Genomic DNA, 18,407 nt, shown 5'->3' with positions numbered 1-18,407 from the left:
GCCGGCGGCATCAGGTGCCGTCGCATATGCACACAGAATGTACCCACCGGTCAACGCAGCCGCAGGGACATTCACACCTTTGCTAACTCAAACGATTTCGGCGCAAGAGGCCTGGTAGACCGCGTTTTCGCGGTTTGCCGCCCGCCTCGACGGCCTCGGCGAGAACGGTCGCCGCGCCCCGGATGTCGACCAGGCGATCCAGCTCGTCGAGGTCGATGTCGATACCGAACTCCACCTCGACCGTCGCCAGGAGCCGGACCCGGCGGCGGGAATCGACGCCCATTTCGGCGAAGGGCGTGTTCTCGTCGATGGTGTCCGGATCCACGTCGAAGGTCTTGCAGACGAGTGCCTTGATCTCGTCGACGTATTCACTCCCGTCAGCTGCCATGGGGGGATTCTGTCCCATCCGCCGTCCAATACCGCGTTTTGGCCGCGGAACGCGCGACCTTGCCGCTGGAGGTCCGGGGCAGCCCACCGGGTTTCACCAGGAAGAAGGCCCGGAGGCGCACGTCGTGTCGCTCGGCGACGGCGCGGGTGGCCGCCCGCGCGATCTCGGGTTCGTCGAAGTCCGGCGCCTTTCGAGCGCGCTCGGCGACCACGACGACGCCCTCTCCTTCGTCGCTGTCGACAGCGAAGGCGGCGACCCTGTCGGGTCCGAGAAGGGGGTGAGCCGCGGCGACCGTCTCTTCGATGTCGTGGGGACTGTGGTTGCGGCCGTCGATGATGATCAGGTCCTTCAGGCGTCCGGTCACGGAGAGCCTGCCGTTCCGGATGGTCCCCAGGTCCCCGGTGCGGAGCCAGCCGCCTTCGCCGTCGAACTCGGCGCCGAACACCTCGGTGGTCAGCTCGGGGCGCCGCCAGTACCCGGCCGCCACGTTGGGCCCCTTGACCCAGATCTCGCCCACTTCGCCTTTAGCGGGCAAAACGCGATCCGGCGCCGGGACGACGCGGACCCGCTGGCCCCGGGGCCGTCCGATCTCGACAACCTCGCGGCCGTCCACTTCGGTCACCACCGGGCCGCCGGAATCGCCGCTGGCGACGTAAACCGTCGCCTCGGCCAGCCCGTAGGACGGCCGGAAAGCGCCCCTCGGGAACCCGTGGGGTTCGTAGGCGGCCAGGAACTCCCGGACGGTCGCCGCCCGGATCGGTTCACTGCCGCTGAGCGCGATCGACACCGTCGAGAGGTCGTACTCGGCGCGCTTCGGCTCGGGCACGGCCTCGGTCACCAGGTCGTACGCGAAGTTCGGGGCCGCCGTGAGCGTGTTCGGATACGCCGACATCAGCAGCAGCCAGCGTTCCGGGCGCCGGATGAACTCCAGCGGCGCGATGAACACCGTCCGCCCACCGGAATGCATCGTCCCCGCGATCAGCTGCGCCAGCCCCATGTCGTGGAAGAACGGGATCCAGCCGACGCACGTCGTGCGCTCGTCGACGTCGTAGGCGTCGCAGATCTGCCAGCACGCGGCCGACAACGCCCGATGCGTGATGATCACGCCGGCGGGCGAGCGCGTCGTGCCGGAGGTGTACTGCAGGTAGGCGGGGTCCTCGGGGGCGACCGGCGACGGCAGCGACCGGTCCACCGGGTCCAGCGGCAGGGTGTCGACGGCGACGATCTCGCGGGGAGCGGGCACCGGCTCGGCCTCGGCGAACTCCGTCAGCCGTTCGACCAAGGATTCCGACGTCAGCCAGATGTCGGCGTCGCAGTCGTTGAGGACCCCGACGAGCCGCTCGCGGTGGGCGCGGACGTCCGGCGCGGACAGTGGCACCGCGACGGCCCCGGCGTACAGCGCGCCGAAGAACGCGACGACGTAAGAAAGGTCCTGCCGCGCCGTGATCGCGACGCGGTCTCCCGGCTGGATCACTTCGCGCAGCTTCGCCGCGACAGCGCGAACGTGAACGAGGAGCTCGGCCCAGGTCAGCGTGTCCTCGACGGGTTCGTGCCGGTTCGAGCAATCGAGGTGCGTGTACGCCGGGCGCTCGACCTCGGCTCGCTCGAGCAGGCGCCGCACGAGCGGGGTCCGCAGCACTTCGTCGGGTACTTCTGAGGGCACTGGCACATCCTCCGGCCGCGGCATGGGCATCATACGAGCGTGGACGACTTCTTCGTGCTGGACGATCCGGCGGACCGCGTCAAGGCCCTGCGCGACCGCGAGCTCAGCTCGAACCCGGGCGGTGGCGCCGCCGAGACCCCGAACCTCCTGCTGATGGACGGCGCGGACCACCGGCGGCTGCGCGCGGTCGTCAAGGAGGTCATCGCCCAGGTGGAGCCCCTGCCGGACGCCGTGCTCACGGACCTGCGCGTCGCGATTAGGGGGCTAAAGTCGCTCCGGCGGTTCGACCTGGTGGCCGACTTCGCCAGGCCCGCGGCGGCCAGGGTGACGGAGGCGGTGCTCGGCACGGTCGAGCCGCTCGGCGAGAAGCTGCTGACGAACCTTTCGGAGACCGCCGCGAACCTGGACGTCTGGTCGGGCGGGCCGGGCGGGGCCGACACCGCCGCGATCAGGGTCGCGATGTTCTTCCTGAAGGCGAAGGCCGTCGAAGGCGGCGGGCTGGCGCTGCTCCGCGAAGCACACGAAGCGGGCCGGGTCACCGAAGACGAGCTGATGATCACCCCGGTCATGCTCGCCCACGCGGCGTACGAGAACTCCATGAACTTCCTCGCCCTCGCCGGCCTCGAACTCCTACGCCGCCCAGACGTCCTCGACGACGTCCGCGGCCTGATCCACGAAATCGCCCCGACCCGCTTCGCCGCCCGCCGGGTGACAGCGCCGTTCTCCATGGCGGACAAGGACTTCAAGACCGGGGACAAACTGGCCATCCCGCTGGGCCCCGAGGCCGAACTCGCGTTCGGCCTCGGACGGCACACCTGCCCCGGCTCGCGGGTCGCGGTCGCCGAGGGCGAAGCCGCGCTTCGCGCCCTCGCCGAGATCCTGACTCCCGACCACGTCGCCGAAGACGTGCGATACAAGACGCACGCCGTCTTCCACGGCGTCGAACGGGCCATCGTGGTGCTGTGCGCCTGACCCCTCAGGTCGCCAGCCAGTCGGTTTCGGCGAAATCGTCGTCGTCACCCCGCGCGGCCGACCGCCGATGCCGCCCGGCCGGACGCTCTTCCGGCACAGGCACAGACATCGGAGGCGGCGGGGGTGGTGGCGGAGCCTGTGGCGCCGGACCGGTCGGGGCAGGCGGCCGGTACGAGATCGGCGGCTCGTCGGCCGCCCGGTACCCGGCGCGGCGCTCGTTCTCGGTCTCGTCCTCCTCGAACCCGAAGTCGCCGTCGTCCTCGACCTTGTCGCTGAGGGTCGACTCGGTCGCCCAACCGCCCGCGGCCTCCGCTCGCCGCTTCTGCTCAAGCCGCGCGGTCAGCGCCGCGCTCGTCTCCTGCTTGAGCTTGTCGCCCGCGGACCGGGTCTCCTCGATCGCCTTGGTCGCCCGGTTGTCGACCAGGTACATCCGGTCGCCGTTCTCGCGCTCCAGCCCGGCCAGCTTGTGCCGGAGTCCGGCGAGATCCTCCTCAGGATTCACTGATCCCTCCCCTGACCGCTAACGGAAGCCGATGACGCCGTCGTCGTCGAGCGAGCCGCTGATCCGGCTGCCCGTCGTCGTCGCGGTGTCGAACAGGCCGCCGTCGACGCGGTATCCGCTGGACGTGCGCTGCTGGTCTTCGCCGCCCCCTTGGCCGCCTCCGGCCGCACCGCCGCCCATCATGCCCATGCCGCCCATCATCCCCGCTCCGGCCGCGGCCGGATCCTGGGCGCCCCCTCCAGGAGCGGAACCGAGTCCGGACGGCGCCGACGGGGCGGTCGCGCCGCCACCGGTCCCGGCGGGATCCGACGTGTCGCCGAGGCCGTTGTCCTCGCCGTCGAACGGGTTGCTCAACGACTGGGCCGTCGTCGATTCGGAGGCGTCGTCCGTCGCCGCCGCCACCGACTCGACAGGGTGAGCAGGCGCCGAAGCGGGCGCTCCGCCGCCGGTACCGCCGGACGTGGCGTCGTGCGGACCGGCAGCGGGCTCAGCCTGCTGCCGCGCGACCTCTTCGACCGGCCGGGCCGCGACGCCTTCCGCGGCGTGCCTTCCGGCGGCCTGCGGCGTGGACTCCGGACTCGCGTGACGACCGCCCGCGGGTTCGTCTTCGCCCAAGGTGTACTTCGACGGCTGACCCGATCCGTCGTCGACGGTCACCAGCGTCGGCCCGCCGGGGCCTCCGGGCTGTTCCGCGATGATCTTGAGGCCGCCGTCCTCGATGTGGATCTTGCCGTCGGGTCCCGGCTGGTAGACCTGGCCGGGGCTCGCGAGGGGACGCGAAGCCGCCTGCTGGTCCAGCCGCTCGGCGGTGTCCTTGTGGACGGGTCCGCCCGCCGCGTCGCCTGTTCCCGGCGTGGCCTTGCCGTCGCCGAAATCGAGGTTGTAGTCCTTGGCCTGACCGGTGCCGTCCTGGACGGAGATGTCCATCTTCCCGTCGGCGCCGGGCTCGGCCATGGAGATCTTGCGGTCGCCCTGTTCGACCGTCATCGTCTCGGGCTGGGTGCCGCCGGTGTCGTTCTTGATCGCCTCGCCCGTGCGCGGGTCGATCGGATACGGCTCGCCGGTGGCCGGGTCGACGTCGAGCGGCTTGTCCGTGACCGGGTTCTTCTCCTGCCCCGGCACTTCCGGCACCTCGGGCTTTTCCGGCTGCTTGTATTCGACGGCGCTCGGCGGCGGCTTCTGCCCACCACCGCCGGAAGACGGGCCGCCCCCACCGGAAGACGGGCCGCCGCCTGCGCCGGTGTCCTTGCCGCCGCCGCCCTTCTCGACGGGCTTTTCGCCACCCGTCTCCGGGGTCTTGCCCAGATCCGCGAACGGATTCTCGACCACCTGGCCGAGTGAATCGAAGTACGCCTTCCACGCGCCGTTGATCGCGTCGCGCGTGTTCTTGCACACCAGCTGGAAGTTCTCGATGTGCTTGCCGAACCAGCCGAGGAAGACGTTCTTCAGCCAGGCCACCGACTGGGGTTTGAGGACCTCGTCGATGGTGCTCTGGTCGATGTCACCGCCGTCGTCGTTGAACGCGTTCTTGGCTTCGATGCTCAGGAACTTGATGCAGTGGATGATGTCGTTCTGGCTGCACGAACCGTCGGCGATGCGGATGATCCGCTCGATGTCCTGCGCCGTGGCACCGTCGATGTTGTCGGTGTACCACTTCTGCAGCCAATCGACCTTCTCCCGGCAGAACTTGCCCACCGAGGCGTTGGTCCGGAGAAGCCCGTCACCGGCGGCCTTGAAGGCCTCGGCTACCAGACCGGTCTTGTCCGAATAGGCCTTCTGATAGGCACGCGCCTGATCGGCCGCGGGCCCTTCCCAGGTGCCGAGTGAATTCCCCAATTTCCCGGAGACGTCCTGCGCCGATCCGGCGACGGCCGTGCCGACCGCGGTCAGCTCGTCCGCGCTCGCCTTGAACAGGTTGAACGGGATGTTGTCCTGCTCGTGGTACAGCCGCTGGAGTTCGCCGAGTGAGACGGCCGCCCCGCCACCCGCCAGGCCCAGCGCGCGGACGTAGAGCGGGTGGAAGATCTCGTAGACCTTGAACCCCGACAGACCGGGGACCATGATGTCGTTCGAATTCGCGCAGCCCGGGTCGGTCTCGGTGGCGCGACCGGCGATCTCCTGGCTCTTCGCCGCGTCCTTGTTGAGCGCGTCGCGATCGCCCTGTCGCCCCGCGGCCTGGTTCGCGTCGTACTTCTCGTGCGCGTCCTTGTACGCCTTCTGGACGTCTTCGAGGTAGGCGTCGTTGTCGCCGATGTCGCTTTCGGTGATCCAGTCACCGTTCATCGACTTGATGTAGTCCCGGAAGCCGTTCCGCTCGGCTTCGCTGGCGAAACCACAGCTTTCCGGGGTCTCGTCTTCGATGTAGTCGATGTAGTTGAGGGCGAGTTCGCGTTTGGTGTCGCGGTCGATGTTCGGGTCGTTGAGGATCTTCTCGACCTCGGCCCGGCTGGGAATGTCGTGGCCGACGTCACCGCCGACATCTGCGAGGCCCATCAGTGCTTCCTCATCTCGGCGGCGCCGGCGTCCTCATTGGACTGGTAGAGGTCCTTGGACGCCGCGAGTTTGCGGCCGAACTCGTCCGACGCCGCGAGGTAGCTCCGTGCGCACTTCGCCATGCGCTGGATGCTCGCGGAATAGCCCGTGAAGCAGTCACCGTGCGCGGGCCCGAAACTCGCCGCGCTCAGGTTGATCTGCTCGACCGCCCCGATCGGCCCTTCACAGGCCTGCTTGGGCAGGTCCTGCAGGACCTTGGCGGCCTCGTTCAGCTGCGCCGTGTCGACCTTGTGCCCTTTGCCCGTCACTCTTCACCCTCCCCTGAGTGCTCACGTCCCATCCATGATCGGACGCGCGCGGCACCGTTTCGGTGCCGGTGACCCGCACACGGAATGTACCGGGCCGGTAACCCGTGCGCAGCGACTTGGGAAGGAAGATCGCGGGAGGGCTCAGGAGGCGGAGGAGACGACTCCGGCGAGCCTGTCGGCGGCCGCCTGTGCGGTGTCGTGCGCGGTGGCTTCGACCATCACGCGGACCAGCTGCTCGGTGCCCGACGGGCGCAGCAGGACACGGCCCTCTTCGCCGAGTTCGGCCTCGACGGCGCCGACGGCGTCGCGGACCGCGGCCGAGACGGCGACCGCCGCCTTGTCCGCCACCGGGACGTTCACCAGCACCTGCGGCAGGCGGTTCATGACGGCGGCGAGGTCGGCGAGCGACTTGCCGGTGGACGCCATGCGGCTCATCACGCGCAGCGCGGTGAGGAGACCGTCGCCGGTGGTCGCGAAGGCGGGCAGGACGACGTGGCCGGACTGCTCGCCGCCGAGCGCGAACCCGCTCGCGCGGAGCTCTTCGAGGACGTAGCGGTCGCCGACGGCGGTGGTGACGAGGTTGATGTCGTGCGCGCGCATCGCCAGGTGCAGGCCGAGGTTGCTCATCACGGTCGCGACCAGGGTGTTCTTGGTCAGTTCGCCGGTCTCGGCGAGGGCGAGCGCGAGGACGGCCATGATCTGGTCGCCGTCGACGAGTTCGCCCGCGGCGTCGACCGCGACACAGCGGTCGGCGTCACCGTCGTGGGCGATGCCGAGGTCGGCGCCGTGCTCGACGACGGCCGCGCGCAACGCGTCCGGGTGATTCGACCCACAGTGCTCGTTGATGTTGACGCCGTCCGGGTCGGCGTGGATCGCGATGACCTCGGCGCCGGCCTTGCGGTAGACCTCGGGGGCGGCGAAGGACGACGCGCCGTTGGCGCAGTCGACGACGACACGCAGGCCCGCGAGCGGGTGCGGGGTGGCCGACAGCAGGTGCTGGGTGTAGCGGTCACCCGCGTCGGGGACGTCCTTGACGCGGCCGACGCCGGTCCCGGTCGGGCGGGTGACGGGAGCGGCGAGACCGGCCTCGATCTCGTCCTCGATCCCGTCGGGGAGCTTGTGGCCGCCCGCGGCGAAGAGCTTGATGCCGTTGTCGGGCATGGGGTTGTGGGAGGCGGAGATCATCACGCCGAGATCCGCTTCGAGCGAGCCGACCAGGTAGGCGACGGCGGGCGTCGGGAGGACGCCGAGACGGAGCACGTCGGCGCCGGCGGACGTGAGGCCCGCCACGACGGCGGCCTCGAGCATCTCGCCGCTGGCACGCGGGTCACGGCCGACGACCGCGACCGGGCGGTGCGAACGGTCGTGGGCGGCGAGGACGCGGGCGGCGCTGGCGGCGAGCGAGAGCGCCAGCTCCGGGGTCAGCTCCTCGTTGGCGAGGCCACGTACGCCGTCGGTACCGAATAGGCGAGCCATCTGTCGACCTCCTTGAAAAACCACCACGACAACCTAGCCAGTCCCCCACCCCCTCTTCGCGTTTAGCGGGCTAAACGCGACGCGCGGAGCGCGATTAGCCCGCTAAAGGCGAACGCGTGGGGCACACGGGACTGCTGTGACAACGGGGCCCCGGGAACGACGGGACCCTGGAAACACGGAAGCGCCCATCCGAGAGACGGATGGGCGCTTCCGCGGGTTGCGCCAGAGGCGCGATCAGCGCTTGCTGTACTGCGGGGCCTTACGGGCCTTCTTGAGGCCGTACTTCTTCCGCTCCGTGGCGCGGGCGTCACGGGTCAGGAAGCCGGCCTTCTTCAGGGCCGGGCGGTCGTCGGCGTCGACCTCGACGAGCGCACGGGCGATCGCGAGACGAAGCGCGCCGGCCTGGCCCGAGATCCCGCCACCGTGCAGGTTGGCGAAGATGTCGAACGAGTCGGGCTTGTCGACCGTCACCAGCGGCTCACGGATGAGCTGCTGGTGCACCTTGTTCGGGAAGTACTGTTCGAGCGTGCGGCCGTTGAGCTTGAACTCACCGGTACCGGGAACGACGCGCACCCGGACCACGGCTTCCTTGCGGCGGCCGACGGTCTGGGCGTTGCCACCGGCGGCACGCGACGGGCGCGGGGCGGCCGGCGTCTCGCTGGTCGCGACGGCTTCGCCGACTGCGGGGGTCTCCGTGGTCGCGACGGCCTCGGTGGTGGCCTCGGTCGCGGTCTCCTCGGTGCTGGTCACAGACTGTTCCTCACTCACTGCGCGACCTGCGCGATCTTGGTGATCTCGCGCGCCTGCGGCTGCTGCGCGGCGTGCGGGTGCACGGCGCCGGCGTACACCTTGAGCTTCTTCGCCTGGGCGCGGCCGAGCTTGTTCTTCGGGAGCATGCCCTTGACGACCTTCTCGAGCAGGTGCTCGGGCTTGGTGTCGAGCAGTTCGCCGAAGGAACGCTTCCGCAGACCGCCGGGGTAACCGCTGTGCCGGTACGCGAACTTCTGCTCGCGCTTGTTTCCGGTGAGCGCGACCTTCTCGGCGTTGACGATGATGACGAAGTCACCGGTGTCCACGTGCGGGGCGTAGGTCGGCTTGTGCTTGCCGCGCAGCAGCGTGGCGACCTCGGTCGCGAGCCGGCCGAGCACGACATCCTCGGCGTCGATCACGTGCCAGGCACGAGTGACGTCGCCGGGCTTGGGGCTGTACGTGGGCAAGGGTCTACCTCGTCGTCAACATTGCGTGTGGGTTCTGTGCGGGCCTAGCGCTTACGCGCCGCAGCGCACAACGACATATGAAGATACCCCCACGCCCGACCCTACTGCGAAGCGGGGGTCGGTCCGGGGTCCCATACTAGGACCGGCGCCCGGCGGGCGCCCCGCAACTGTACCTCGCCGGTGTGGCGGAACCGCCCACGGCATCGTCCTTCGCGGGAGAGGATGAGACGATCCGGACGCGCACCGCGCGCGGGGACTCGATCAGGGGAACGGCGATGAACAAACGGCCAACGACCATCTTGTGCGTGCTGGGCGCCGTACTGGCGCTCACCACAGCCTGCGGCCAGGCGCGTGCGGGCACAGCCGTGCCGAAGGGCGACGACGCGGCGACCTACGTCGGCACGAAGTTCGAAACGGCGATGAACAAGCTGCAGGAGACCATCGGCGACCAGCGCGACGTCACCAGCGAATCGGGCGCCTATTTCCGGTTCGACGAGAAGTACGTCCGCAGCACGATCTCCTCGGCCCGCACCGGTTCCCCGGAGGCACGGGTCAGCCGTCAGCGCTCGCAGAAGAACCCGGACGACAGCATCGACTGGTACACCCCGGCCGACGGTGCCGTCGAATACGTGTACCTCGGCCCCGTTTACAAGAGCCTCGCCCCGACGCCGTGGGTTTCGATGCTGAAGTCCGAGGCCGGGCTGACCATTCCCTGCGCGTGGGTCGGGATCATCCACGCCTGCAAGATGGCCGACGCGATCGCCGTGTCCTACAACGCGGACAAGAAGGTCGTGAAGGGCGCCAAAAGCCTTCCGGACAAGCGGATCGAGCTGACCGCCGACGTCCCGTTCGGGAAGTTCATCGAACGCCGGGTGGAGGTTCTGCCGACGTCGATCAGCAGCGGCATCACGGACGAGATGAAGAAAGCCCCGGTGCGGACCACCGTCTCCCTCAACCCGGACGGGACGCTGAGCCAGATCGTGATGGAGGCGAAGATCGAGGGCAACGGGCACAAGATCGAGCTGCGCTACGACTTCCGCTTCACCGGCAAGGCGACCACGCAGGACCTGCCGAAGCTGCCGGACGCTTCGCAGATCACCGTGCTGCCGGACAAGGCGGCCAAGGACGACTTCAACCGCCGGTTCAACGAGTTGAAGGGCGTCTGAGGCATGACCGACCAGCAACCGCAGCAGCCACAGCAGTGGTGGCAGCCGCCGGCGAACCCCGGGAACCAGCAGCAGGGCTGGCAGCAGGAAGGGCAGGCCACCGGACCGCACGCCGGGCAGTGGCAGCAGAACGACCCGAACGCCGCGAGCACCGGTTCCTACACGGGACAGTGGCAGCAGCCCGCCCAGCCCGGCGTCACCGGCTCGTTTTCCGGGCCCTGGCAGCAAAGCGGGGCCCCGGCGCCGGGCGCGGCGTGGCAGCAGCAACACCAGCAGCCGCCCGCGCCGCAGCAGGATTGGCAGGCATCGCACCAAAATCCGGGCACTCCCCCGCAGGGGCAGTACGGCGGAGGGTTCCAGCCCGCGCAGTCGTCTCAGTACGGCGGGCTCGGCGCTTTCGGTGCCGAGCCCGAAAAGAAGCCGAAGGTACCCAAGAAGGCTTTGCTGATCGGCGGAATCGCCGCGGCCGTGGTGATCGCGGGCGGCTTCGGGGCCTGGCTGCTCGGCGCTTTCGCGGGTGACAGTCTCGATCAGAAGTCGGTCCAGGACGGGGTCACCCGGGTGCTCAACGAGCACTACGGGGAGCCGGACGTGAAGAACGTGACGTGCCCTTCCGGTCAGCCGGTGGAGAACGGCACCACCTTCGACTGCTCGATCGACCTTTCGGGACAGCAGAAGAAGGTCACCGTCCGGGTGCTGAACACCACCCCGGAATTCGAGATCGGCGCGCCGCACTGACGGACACGGAAAAAGCCGCGGCGGCACACCCGTCGCGGCTTTTCCTTTGACAAAAACGAAACGGCGGGCTCGGCATCCGAAGATGCCTGCCCGCCGTTGCTCGTTCGGAGCGTGAGACTCAGAACAGGCCGGTGACGCCCTGCTCCGTGCTCTGGTAACCGTCGGCCAGCTGCGGCAGCACGCCGGCGACCTGCGCGAGAAGCTGCTTGAGCTCCTCGAACTTGTTGTCCCACTCGGTCTGCGCGGACAGGTACGCGGTCTGCGCGTCACCCTGCCAGGTGTTGACCAGCGGGGCGAGGTCGCTCTTCAGCTGACCGAAGAGGGACTCCAGCTCGCCGCCGGTGTTCTTGCAGTCGTCGGCCGCCGCGTGGATCGTGGCGTAATCGACCTTCATCTCGCTCATGATTTCCTCCAGTGATCAAGAAAGTCTTGGGGTTGTCGCGGGGTGGAGCCAGATCAGCCGAGGACGCCGAAGCCCTTGTTGACCGAGTTGATGAGTTCCTGCTGCTGCTGCTCGGAAGCGTTGTACTTCGAGCCGGCCTGCTCGAGCAGGTCACCGATGTTCTGGAGGGCCTGGTTGAGTCCACGGCCCGTCTCGTCGAAGCGCTTCATCACGTTGTTGAACGCGATCGAGGCGTCGCCGGTCCAACCCGCGCGGGTGGCCTCGATGTTGTCGCGAAGCTTGCTCAGGTTCTGGTCCATCGAGACGCGAACCTCGGTCACCCGCTTCTCAGCCTGGGTGAACTGTTCGACGTTTCCTTGAAAGCCGCCGGCCATGGGAGCTGCCCCCTTCGTTCGTGGTTTATCCGTACTCGGTGAAGTTCGTTTGGTACGGACCTACGACGGAGACACTGCCACGTCTGGTTCCCTCTTGTCGCTCGTTGGTTTCAAGTAGTTGCTTGCGTTAACGCTCCCGGCGGGAACCGCACGCGAGAGCTCGGCGCGCACGCGGTGATTCACGCGAAGAAAAGCGCTTTCACCAGGGGATTTCGCAAGTGCACAGTGATCGGTCAATCGACGCGGCGCATAATTCGCGACTGCGAAAAGTCGTCGTCCTCGTCACCCACCCGTGGCCGTCGGGCCACTGGTTCTGGCCGAAAGGGAACCAAGTCTGCCGCTGAGGGCAAAGGGGGGACCGGAAGTCCGGCGCCCGCGCGGAACCGTTTCGCGGCGTTCCGCACGACGCTCGGAGTCGGCGCGGTCTCTCCGCCCGCGAGCCGCCCCTTGCCGAATTGCTTGGCCAGTTCGGCGTTCTCGCCCCGGCGGCGTTCGTACCGCGCCTTGGCCGTGCGGGCGACCTGCCGGACATAGGTGACCGCGTCGCGTCCTGTTCGCGCGAAGTGTTCGGCGGGGGTCTCGGATTCGGGTGGCATGCGCCTCCCCCTTCAGTTGACGACCACCATCGTTTTGACGACCTGCTCGCAGGCCGCGCTCACCCGCTGTTCGAGCGGTGAGCCGGTGCCGTACTGGCAACCGATGTGGACGCGGATCTTTCCCTGAGCGACGACGTACCAGTCGACGCGTGCCTTCGGCTTGGTCTCGCGGTAGTAGACGACGGTCTTGCCCGCGTAGTTCGCGGAACCGTTGAAGCCGCTGTATTTCTCCGGCGAGTTCGTCGCCCCGGTACTGAGGTTGTCGACGAGCTTCTGTCTGTTGGCAGTGGCGTCGTAGTCCATCACGTACTCCTGGGCGACCACTAGGTCGTCGCCGGTGAGGGACTCGCTCGGATGGATCACCACCTGACGGTCGGCGACGCGGTCGTCGGTCTGTGTCCAGTCCGTCGGCGCGATGAAGCGGTAGTCGTACTGTGCGAGCGTCCGGCCTTCCGGTTCGGCCTCCCCGCTGTTGATCGCGAAGAGAACACCACCGACGACCGCGGCCACGGCCACGACGGCCGCCGCGATGATCCAGGACGTCTTCTTGTTCTTCCCGCCCCGCTCGGCGGGTTTGGTCTCGCGGAAGGACTCACCCGGCCGCCACGGCGGCGGTGGCGCTATCCCCTGCTGTCCCATCGGAGGCGACGGCGGCCCCGGCGGCCGCGTCGCGTTTAGCGGGCTAAACGCGCTCTGCGGGGTCGGGGGCGCGGTGGGCCGGTGGGGAAACTGGGGGCGCCGGTCGGTGGGGGCGGGCGTGGGCGCGCCGCCGACCCGGGAGACCGCGGAGCCCGCCAGCGAGCCCGTCCGGTCCGGGTCGATCAGCACCGCGCGCAGGGCGCCGCGGGCGACCACGGTCTCCGGCTGGTCCAGCGTGGTGGGCACGACACCGGTCCGCTCGTGCACCAGCCGGGACACCATCGGGATCCGGCTCGACCCGCCCACCAGGAAGATCGCCGTCAGCTGCTTGGGCCGCAGCCCGGATTCGCCGATCGCGGCCACGGTCAGCTCGACCGCGCGCCCGAGCGGGCCCGCGATGAGCCGCTCGAGATCCTCGCGGGTCACATGGGCGTCGGCGAACGGCGGCGGCATCGGGACGTCGGTGTACGCGTGCCGCGACAGCGTCTCCTTCGCGCCGCGCACGTCCTGCCGCAGTACGCGCCGCCGTCGTCGGTCCGTGAGTTCGCGGCCTTCGACCAGCTTCCGCCATTCCGGCGGATCGACGGACGACACGAGCGACCCCACGTGCTCCAGGAGCGCCTGATCGACGTCCGCTCCCCCGAAGCTCGGATCCCCCCGGGTGGCCAGCACCTGGAACCCGGCGCGTTTAGCGGGCGAACTGCGATCCGCCGGGCTGCCGGGCATGCGCTGGACCACGGAGACGTCGACGGTGCCGCCCCCGAGGTCGAGGACCGCGAGGGCGTCGCCGGGACGGCCGCTGAACTCGACGGTGCGCTCGGAGTTGAGCTCGGCCGGAGCGAACGTCGCCGCGTGATAGACCGCCGCGGCGACCGGCTCCGGCACCAGGGCGACCTGACGCGCGAGCCCGCCCGCCGCCTGCCGGAGCAGCCGGGTCCGGGTCGCGCCCCAATCGGCCGGGTGGGTCAGCACGAGCAACTCGACCTCGGCGTCACCGGCGAGCCGGCGTGCCTCGGTCACCGCGCGTTTCAGCACGGCGTGGACGACGTCGGTCACGCGGAGGACGTTGTCGCCCAGCAGCAGGTCGCCTTCGTCGATCCGGCGCTTCGGATTCGGCTCGTAGCGCGACGGATCCACCGCCGCCTGCCGTTCCGCCTCCTGGCCGACGAACAGCGTCCCGTCCGGCGCGGCGTAGACGGCCGACGACATCAGCGGCTGCCCGTCCACCACGACGACCTGCGGTTCGCGGCCGTTGATCGAAGCGACTACGCAGGTGCTCGATGTCCCGAAGTCCACCGCTACCCGCACTGTCACAAGCCACTCCCGCAGATCGTCGTCTTCACCCCGAGCCCGGCCCGTCCCTCACCTGGTTCCGCGGGAGGTCAGTCCGGCTGGATCCACGAGACCTGCATGAGCTGCTTGCCGTGCTTCCGGGTGACGAGGTTGCCTCGGCCCGGCGGCATCTGGCTCGGCTTCACGTTGGCGACGAGGTTGCCCTCGTCCCGCGAGCCGTTCATGACCATACCGGGCGCCGCGATCTCCCTGAGCTTGCCGAGGATCGGGTCGAACATCGCCCGGCTGGCGCCACCGCTCCGGCGCACCACGATCACGTGCAGACCGACGTCCTTCGCCTGGGCGAGGAACTCGGCGAGCGGCTTCAGCGGGTTGCTCGACTGCGTGGCGACCAGGTCGTAGTCGTCGACGATGACGAACAGCTCCGGACCGGTCCACCAGGAGCGGGTCTTCAGCTGCTCCTGCGTGACGTCCGGACCGGGGAGCCGCCGGGTCATCGACCCGTGGACGTCCTTGACCATGCTGTCCAGCTGCGCGGCGGACACCGCGTAGCCGAGCAGCTGGTCTCCGCCGACGAAACCGAGCATCGTGCGCCGGTAGTCGACGAGGATGATGACCGCTTCCTGCGTCGTGTACCGCTCGGTGATGCCCCGGGTGATCTGCCGCAGCAGGTTCGTCTTGCCCGACTCGCCGTCCGCGAACGCGTAGAAGTGCGAATCGGCGGCGAAGTCGAGGTAGATCGGCTGGAGGTCTTCCTCGTTGACGCCGATCGGCACCAGCTTCGAATTGCGCTTGGAATCGATGCTGAGGACCTCGTCGTAGGTGACCATCTCCGGCAGCAGGCGGACCTGCGGCGCCGGGCGGCCCCGCCACGCGGCCTTGATCTTCGCCACGGCGTCGGCGACACCGGCGGCGATGTCGTCCGAGCTGCTCGATCCGTCGATGCGCGGCAGACCGGTCAGCAGGTGCAGCTTGTCCCTGGTCAGGCCACGGCCGGGCCGGGCGGCCGGGACGTTCACCGCGACCCGGCGGTCGATGTCCGACTCGCTCGGGTCACCGAGGCGCAGCTCGAACCGGGAACCGATCATGTCCTTGATCGCCGGGCGGATGTCCGCCCACCGGTTCGCCGCGATGATGACGTGCACGCCGTAGGAAAGACCCTGGGTGGCGAGCTTGGTGATCGAGATCTCCAGCTCGTCGAAGTCGTCCCGCAGCGCCTTCCAGTTGTCGACGATCAGGAAGGCGTCACCGAAGGCGTCGTCCTCGGGCTTGATCTCGCCCCGCCGCTTGCGGTTGCGGAACTCGTTCATCGAGTCGATGCCCAAGGCACCGAACCGGCCTTCCCGCTCGGTGAGCAGGGTGGTCAGCTCGGCCACGATCCGGCGGGCCTTGTCCGGCTCGCGGCGGGCGACGGCGACACCACCGACGTGCGGCAGGCCCTGAAGACCGGCCAACGTACCGCCACCGAGGTCGAGCGCGTAGAACTGCGCTTCCTCGGGGGTGTGGGTCAGCGCCATCGACATGATCAGCGTCCGGAGCATGGTCGACTTGCCCGACTGCGGGCCGCCGACGATCACACCGTGCCCGGCGCCACCGGAGAAGTCGGCCCACAGCAGGTCACGACGCTGTTCGTACGGGCGGTCGACGATGCCCATCGGCACCTGCAGTCGTCCGTTGCCGAAGAACCCGACCGGGGAAAGACCGCGGTCTTCGGTGGGGTTCAGGTTCGGCAGCAGGGTGTCGAGCGAGTTCGGCTCCTTGAGCGGCGGCAGCCAGACCTCGTGCGCGGGCGGGCCCTGACCGAGCAGCCGGGACACGATCACGTCGAGCTCACTGGGCTCGACGGCCTCCTCCGGCTTGCTCTCCTCCACCGGCGCGGCCTCGATCTGCTGCGGCTCCGGTTCCTTCGGCAGTTCGACGAAGTCCGGGACGAACAGCTGCGGGCGCTTGTCCGCGCGGACCACGGTCGCGACCGGGCCCGCCGCCTTGATACCCGCGGGCCGGTACGGGCCCGAGACGTAGGAGGCCTTGAAGCGGACCAGCGTCGAGGTGTCGTACTTGAGGAAACCGCCACCGGGGACGGACGGCAGCTCGAACGCGTCGGGCACGCCGATCGCGGCACGGGATTCCGCGGCGGAGAAGGTCTTCAGACCGATGCGGTAGGAAAGGTGCGAGTCGAGACCGCGCAGCTTGCCCTCTTCCAGCCGCTGCGACGCGAGGAGCATGTGCATCTGCAGCGACCGGCCCAGCCGCCCGATGGCGACGAACAGGTCGATGAAGTCCGGCTTCGCGGCCAGCAGCTCGGAGAACTCGTCACAGACGATGAAGAGCGCGGGCAGCGGGTCGAGGTCGGCGCCGTTCTCGCGGGCCTTTTCGTACTCCCAGACGTTCTTGAAGTTACCGCCGTTCTTCAGCGCTTCCTGGCGCCGGTTCATCTCGCCGGCCAGCGCGTCCTTCATCCGGTCGACCAGCGTGACCTCGTCCGCGAGGTTGGTGATGACCGCGGAGACGTGCGGGGCGGCGTCCAGACCGAGGAACGTCGCACCACCCTTGAAGTCGACGAGGACGAAGTTCAGCGTGCTCGACGAGTGCGTGGCGAGCATGCCCAGCACCAGGGTGCGGAGGAATTCGGACTTACCGGAACCGGTCGCCCCGATGCACAGGCCGTGCGGGCCCATGCCTTCCATCGCGGCTTCCTTGATGTCCAGCTCGACCGGCTGGCCGTACTCGCCGACGCCGAACGGGACGCGGTAGCGGTCGCGCACCGGGCGCGGCCGCCAAGCCTGCTGGACGTCGAAGGTCATCGGGTCGCCGGGGATGCCCAGCAGTTCGAGCAGGCCGGGGTTGGACAGCAGCGGCTCTTCCTCGGCGGCGTCCTGCGCGGCGGTGCCGACGCGGTACGGGGCGAGAAGTCGTGCCAGCGCTTCGGACTCGACCACGCTGAGCGTGTCCGGACGGCCGAACCACTCGACGCCGCCGGCGCTGCGCGCGCCGAGGCGGTCTTCCTCGACGACCAGCCGCAGGCCACGACGGGCCGCGAGGTTGCCGATGGAGTCGGAAAGGTCGATCAGGGTGACGCCGACCAAGCCCTCTTCGAGGATGATCTGCTCTTCGCGGGTGACCTCGGCGTCGTCGACGATGATGACGACGTGCGGCTGGTCCGGGGCGGGCGTCGCGTTGCGGGAGAACCGCTGGCGGTCACGGAGTTCCTCGTCGAGCCACTGCTCGATCTGCGCGAGGGAACCGGCCATCATCCGCAGCTGGCCGATGCCGTCGGCGAGCGCCGGGTGCTGGGCGTGCGGCAGCCACTTCGCCCATTCCCACTCCTCCTTGGCGCGTCCCGCCGTCGCGACCGCGATGAGGACGTCGTCGGGGCTGTGGAAGGCGACCAGCTGGGCCAGCATCGCCCGGGTGAGACCGCGGGTGAGGCCGCGGTCGCCCTGCATGCTGACCGCGGCGAACCCGCGGAGGGTGATCTGGGTCGGCAGGTCCGGGACGATCGAATGCGCGCGGACGAATCGGCGCAGGGCGAGCGTGGCGATCGGCTCCAGTTCGTCGACCGGGCCGGTCTGCGGCGGCACGAGCCGCGTCGCGAGCCGGTGCGAGCTGCGGCCGACGCGGAGGTGGAGGAAGTCCTGGTCGTTCTGGCGGCGTTCCCACATGCGGCGGCTCGCGGCCAGCGACCACAGCGTCTGCGGGTCGGGGTGGACCCACTCGAGCGCGGCGCGCTGGTCGACCATGGCCTCGCGGGCCCTGTCACGCATCTGGCCGAGGTAGCGCAGGTAGTCCTTGCGGTCCTCGTCCATCTCGGCCTTTTTGGCGCCGCCGCCCTTGCCCGCGCCGCCGGCCATCATGCCGACGGTGCTGAGCACCATCATCCCGCCCATCATCATCATCATGGGATTGCGTCCACCGGTGGTGAACATGAAGACCATCATCCCGAGGGAAGCGACGATCATCACGGCGGGAAGCAGCTTCATGACGATGTTGCCCGGGATGGTGCGCGGCACCTCAGGCGGCGGTTCGAGATGCACCTCGCCGCCCGGCGGCCGCGGGGCCGCCAGGCGCGGTGACTTCTTGAACTGCAGCGTGCTCATCGAAGGACCCCTCTTCAAACTCGACGATGGCGGCCACCGTTGGTGCGCGTACTGGTGCGCGAGACAACCTATCGAACGCGGC

General features: G+C 69.1%; 16 protein-coding genes. 3 read left to right on the top strand and 13 right to left on the bottom strand.

The genetic code is table 11. The annotated features are described in order from the left end of the window. Positions 1-82: 82 nt before the first annotated feature. Both ACFOSH_RS11060 and ACFOSH_RS11055 read right to left on the bottom strand, forming a co-directional pair. A complete protein-coding gene (locus tag ACFOSH_RS11060) occupies positions 83-388 on the bottom strand; it encodes an acyl carrier protein (protein WP_378238641.1) in 306 nt (101 codons plus the stop codon). Beyond that, positions 378-2,075 carry a fatty acyl-AMP ligase gene (locus ACFOSH_RS11055; protein ID WP_378238640.1) on the bottom strand — a complete coding sequence of 566 codons (1,698 nt, stop codon included), beginning with the start codon at positions 2,073-2,075 and terminating at the stop codon, positions 378-380. The genes ACFOSH_RS11060 and ACFOSH_RS11055 overlap by 11 nt, the downstream gene beginning before the upstream one ends. Before the next feature lie 15 nt (positions 2,076-2,090). Here ACFOSH_RS11055 and ACFOSH_RS11050 point away from each other — a divergent pair, with 15 nt between their 5' ends. Next, positions 2,091-3,023, top strand: coding sequence for a cytochrome P450 (locus ACFOSH_RS11050; RefSeq protein WP_378238639.1), 933 nt, complete (start codon positions 2,091-2,093; stop codon positions 3,021-3,023). A gap of 4 nt (positions 3,024-3,027) precedes the next feature. Here ACFOSH_RS11050 and ACFOSH_RS11045 read toward each other — a convergent pair whose 3' ends face one another. The 6 genes from ACFOSH_RS11045 to rplM all read right to left on the bottom strand — a co-directional run bounded on the left by ACFOSH_RS11045 (position 3,028) and on the right by rplM (position 9,019). Next, positions 3,028-3,525, bottom strand: a complete 498-nt coding sequence (locus tag ACFOSH_RS11045; protein ID WP_378238637.1) for a hypothetical protein — start codon at positions 3,523-3,525, stop codon at positions 3,028-3,030. Between the two features lie 18 nt (positions 3,526-3,543). Then, on the bottom strand, positions 3,544-6,018 hold the full coding sequence (locus ACFOSH_RS11040) for a hypothetical protein (protein WP_378238635.1): 2,475 nt from the start codon (positions 6,016-6,018) through the stop codon (positions 3,544-3,546). Continuing rightward, the gene (locus ACFOSH_RS11035; protein ID WP_378238634.1) at positions 6,018-6,326 is read right to left on the bottom strand and encodes a type VII secretion target; all 309 of its coding nucleotides are present in this window, start codon (positions 6,324-6,326) and stop codon (positions 6,018-6,020) included. The genes ACFOSH_RS11040 and ACFOSH_RS11035 overlap by 1 nt, the downstream gene beginning before the upstream one ends. A 141-nt stretch (positions 6,327-6,467) precedes the next feature. Beyond that, the gene (gene glmM / locus ACFOSH_RS11030; protein ID WP_378238632.1) at positions 6,468-7,802 is read right to left on the bottom strand and encodes a phosphoglucosamine mutase; all 1,335 of its coding nucleotides are present in this window, start codon (positions 7,800-7,802) and stop codon (positions 6,468-6,470) included. 234 nt (positions 7,803-8,036) lie between these two features. Further along, positions 8,037-8,552, bottom strand: a complete 516-nt coding sequence (rpsI, locus tag ACFOSH_RS11025) for a 30S ribosomal protein S9 (protein WP_378238631.1) — start codon at positions 8,550-8,552, stop codon at positions 8,037-8,039. A gap of 14 nt (positions 8,553-8,566) precedes the next feature. Further along, on the bottom strand, positions 8,567-9,019 hold the full coding sequence (rplM, locus tag ACFOSH_RS11020) for a 50S ribosomal protein L13 (protein WP_378238630.1): 453 nt from the start codon (positions 9,017-9,019) through the stop codon (positions 8,567-8,569). A 275-nt stretch (positions 9,020-9,294) separates the two neighbouring features. On the opposite strand from rplM, the gene ACFOSH_RS11015 reads away from it, so the two are divergent. After that, positions 9,295-10,185: a hypothetical protein gene (locus ACFOSH_RS11015; protein WP_378238628.1), complete on the top strand. Its 891-nt coding sequence runs from the start codon at positions 9,295-9,297 to the stop codon at positions 10,183-10,185. A gap of 3 nt (positions 10,186-10,188) precedes the next feature. Further along, positions 10,189-10,923 (top strand): DUF4333 domain-containing protein, encoded by a 735-nt coding sequence (locus ACFOSH_RS11010; protein WP_378238627.1) that lies wholly within the window; start codon positions 10,189-10,191, stop codon positions 10,921-10,923. Between the two features lie 118 nt (positions 10,924-11,041). On the opposite strand, the gene ACFOSH_RS11005 is transcribed toward ACFOSH_RS11010, so the two are convergent. From ACFOSH_RS11005 to eccCa, 5 genes are all read right to left on the bottom strand, one after another. Next, positions 11,042-11,326, bottom strand: coding sequence for a WXG100 family type VII secretion target (locus tag ACFOSH_RS11005; RefSeq protein WP_378238625.1), 285 nt, complete (start codon positions 11,324-11,326; stop codon positions 11,042-11,044). 53 nt (positions 11,327-11,379) lie between these two features. Beyond that, a complete protein-coding gene (locus ACFOSH_RS11000) occupies positions 11,380-11,700 on the bottom strand; it encodes a WXG100 family type VII secretion target (RefSeq protein ID WP_350573364.1) in 321 nt (106 codons plus the stop codon). Between the two features lie 233 nt (positions 11,701-11,933). Then, complete coding sequence (locus ACFOSH_RS10995; protein ID WP_378238623.1) at positions 11,934-12,296, bottom strand: hypothetical protein; 363 nt, start codon at positions 12,294-12,296, stop codon at positions 11,934-11,936. A 12-nt stretch (positions 12,297-12,308) separates the two neighbouring features. Then, a complete protein-coding gene (locus tag ACFOSH_RS10990; RefSeq protein WP_378238622.1) occupies positions 12,309-14,249 on the bottom strand; it encodes a type VII secretion-associated protein in 1,941 nt (646 codons plus the stop codon). Positions 14,250-14,317: 68 nt separating this feature from the next. Continuing rightward, on the bottom strand, positions 14,318-18,325 hold the full coding sequence (gene eccCa, locus ACFOSH_RS10985; protein ID WP_378238621.1) for a type VII secretion protein EccCa: 4,008 nt from the start codon (positions 18,323-18,325) through the stop codon (positions 14,318-14,320). Positions 18,326-18,407: the final 82 nt, after the last annotated feature.

Origin of the sequence: Amycolatopsis speibonae (assembly GCF_042647925.1) — a bacterium.
GTDB lineage: Bacteria > Actinomycetota > Actinomycetes > Mycobacteriales > Pseudonocardiaceae > Amycolatopsis > Amycolatopsis speibonae.
Note: the sequence above shows the minus strand (reverse complement) of the source record. Positions and strands in the feature narration are given on the sequence as shown.

What these genes read in the sequence shown, in the direction of transcription:
- ACFOSH_RS11055 (WP_378238640.1), bottom strand. Translation starts at nt 2,075, where the DNA reads ATGCCGCGGCCGGAGGATGTGCCAGTGCCCTCAGAAGTACCCGACGAA.
- glmM (WP_378238632.1), bottom strand. Translation starts at nt 7,802, where the DNA reads ATGGCTCGCCTATTCGGTACCGACGGCGTACGTGGCCTCGCCAACGAG.
- ACFOSH_RS11040 (WP_378238635.1), bottom strand. Translation starts at nt 6,018, where the DNA reads ATGGGCCTCGCAGATGTCGGCGGTGACGTCGGCCACGACATTCCCAGC.
- ACFOSH_RS11015 (WP_378238628.1), top strand. Translation starts at nt 9,295, where the DNA reads ATGAACAAACGGCCAACGACCATCTTGTGCGTGCTGGGCGCCGTACTG.
- eccCa (WP_378238621.1), bottom strand. Translation starts at nt 18,325, where the DNA reads ATGAGCACGCTGCAGTTCAAGAAGTCACCGCGCCTGGCGGCCCCGCGG.
- ACFOSH_RS11010 (WP_378238627.1), top strand. Translation starts at nt 10,189, where the DNA reads ATGACCGACCAGCAACCGCAGCAGCCACAGCAGTGGTGGCAGCCGCCG.
- ACFOSH_RS11060 (WP_378238641.1), bottom strand. Translation starts at nt 388, where the DNA reads ATGGCAGCTGACGGGAGTGAATACGTCGACGAGATCAAGGCACTCGTC.
- ACFOSH_RS10995 (WP_378238623.1), bottom strand. Translation starts at nt 12,296, where the DNA reads ATGCCACCCGAATCCGAGACCCCCGCCGAACACTTCGCGCGAACAGGA.
- ACFOSH_RS11005 (WP_378238625.1), bottom strand. Translation starts at nt 11,326, where the DNA reads ATGAGCGAGATGAAGGTCGATTACGCCACGATCCACGCGGCGGCCGAC.
- ACFOSH_RS11000 (WP_350573364.1), bottom strand. Translation starts at nt 11,700, where the DNA reads ATGGCCGGCGGCTTTCAAGGAAACGTCGAACAGTTCACCCAGGCTGAG.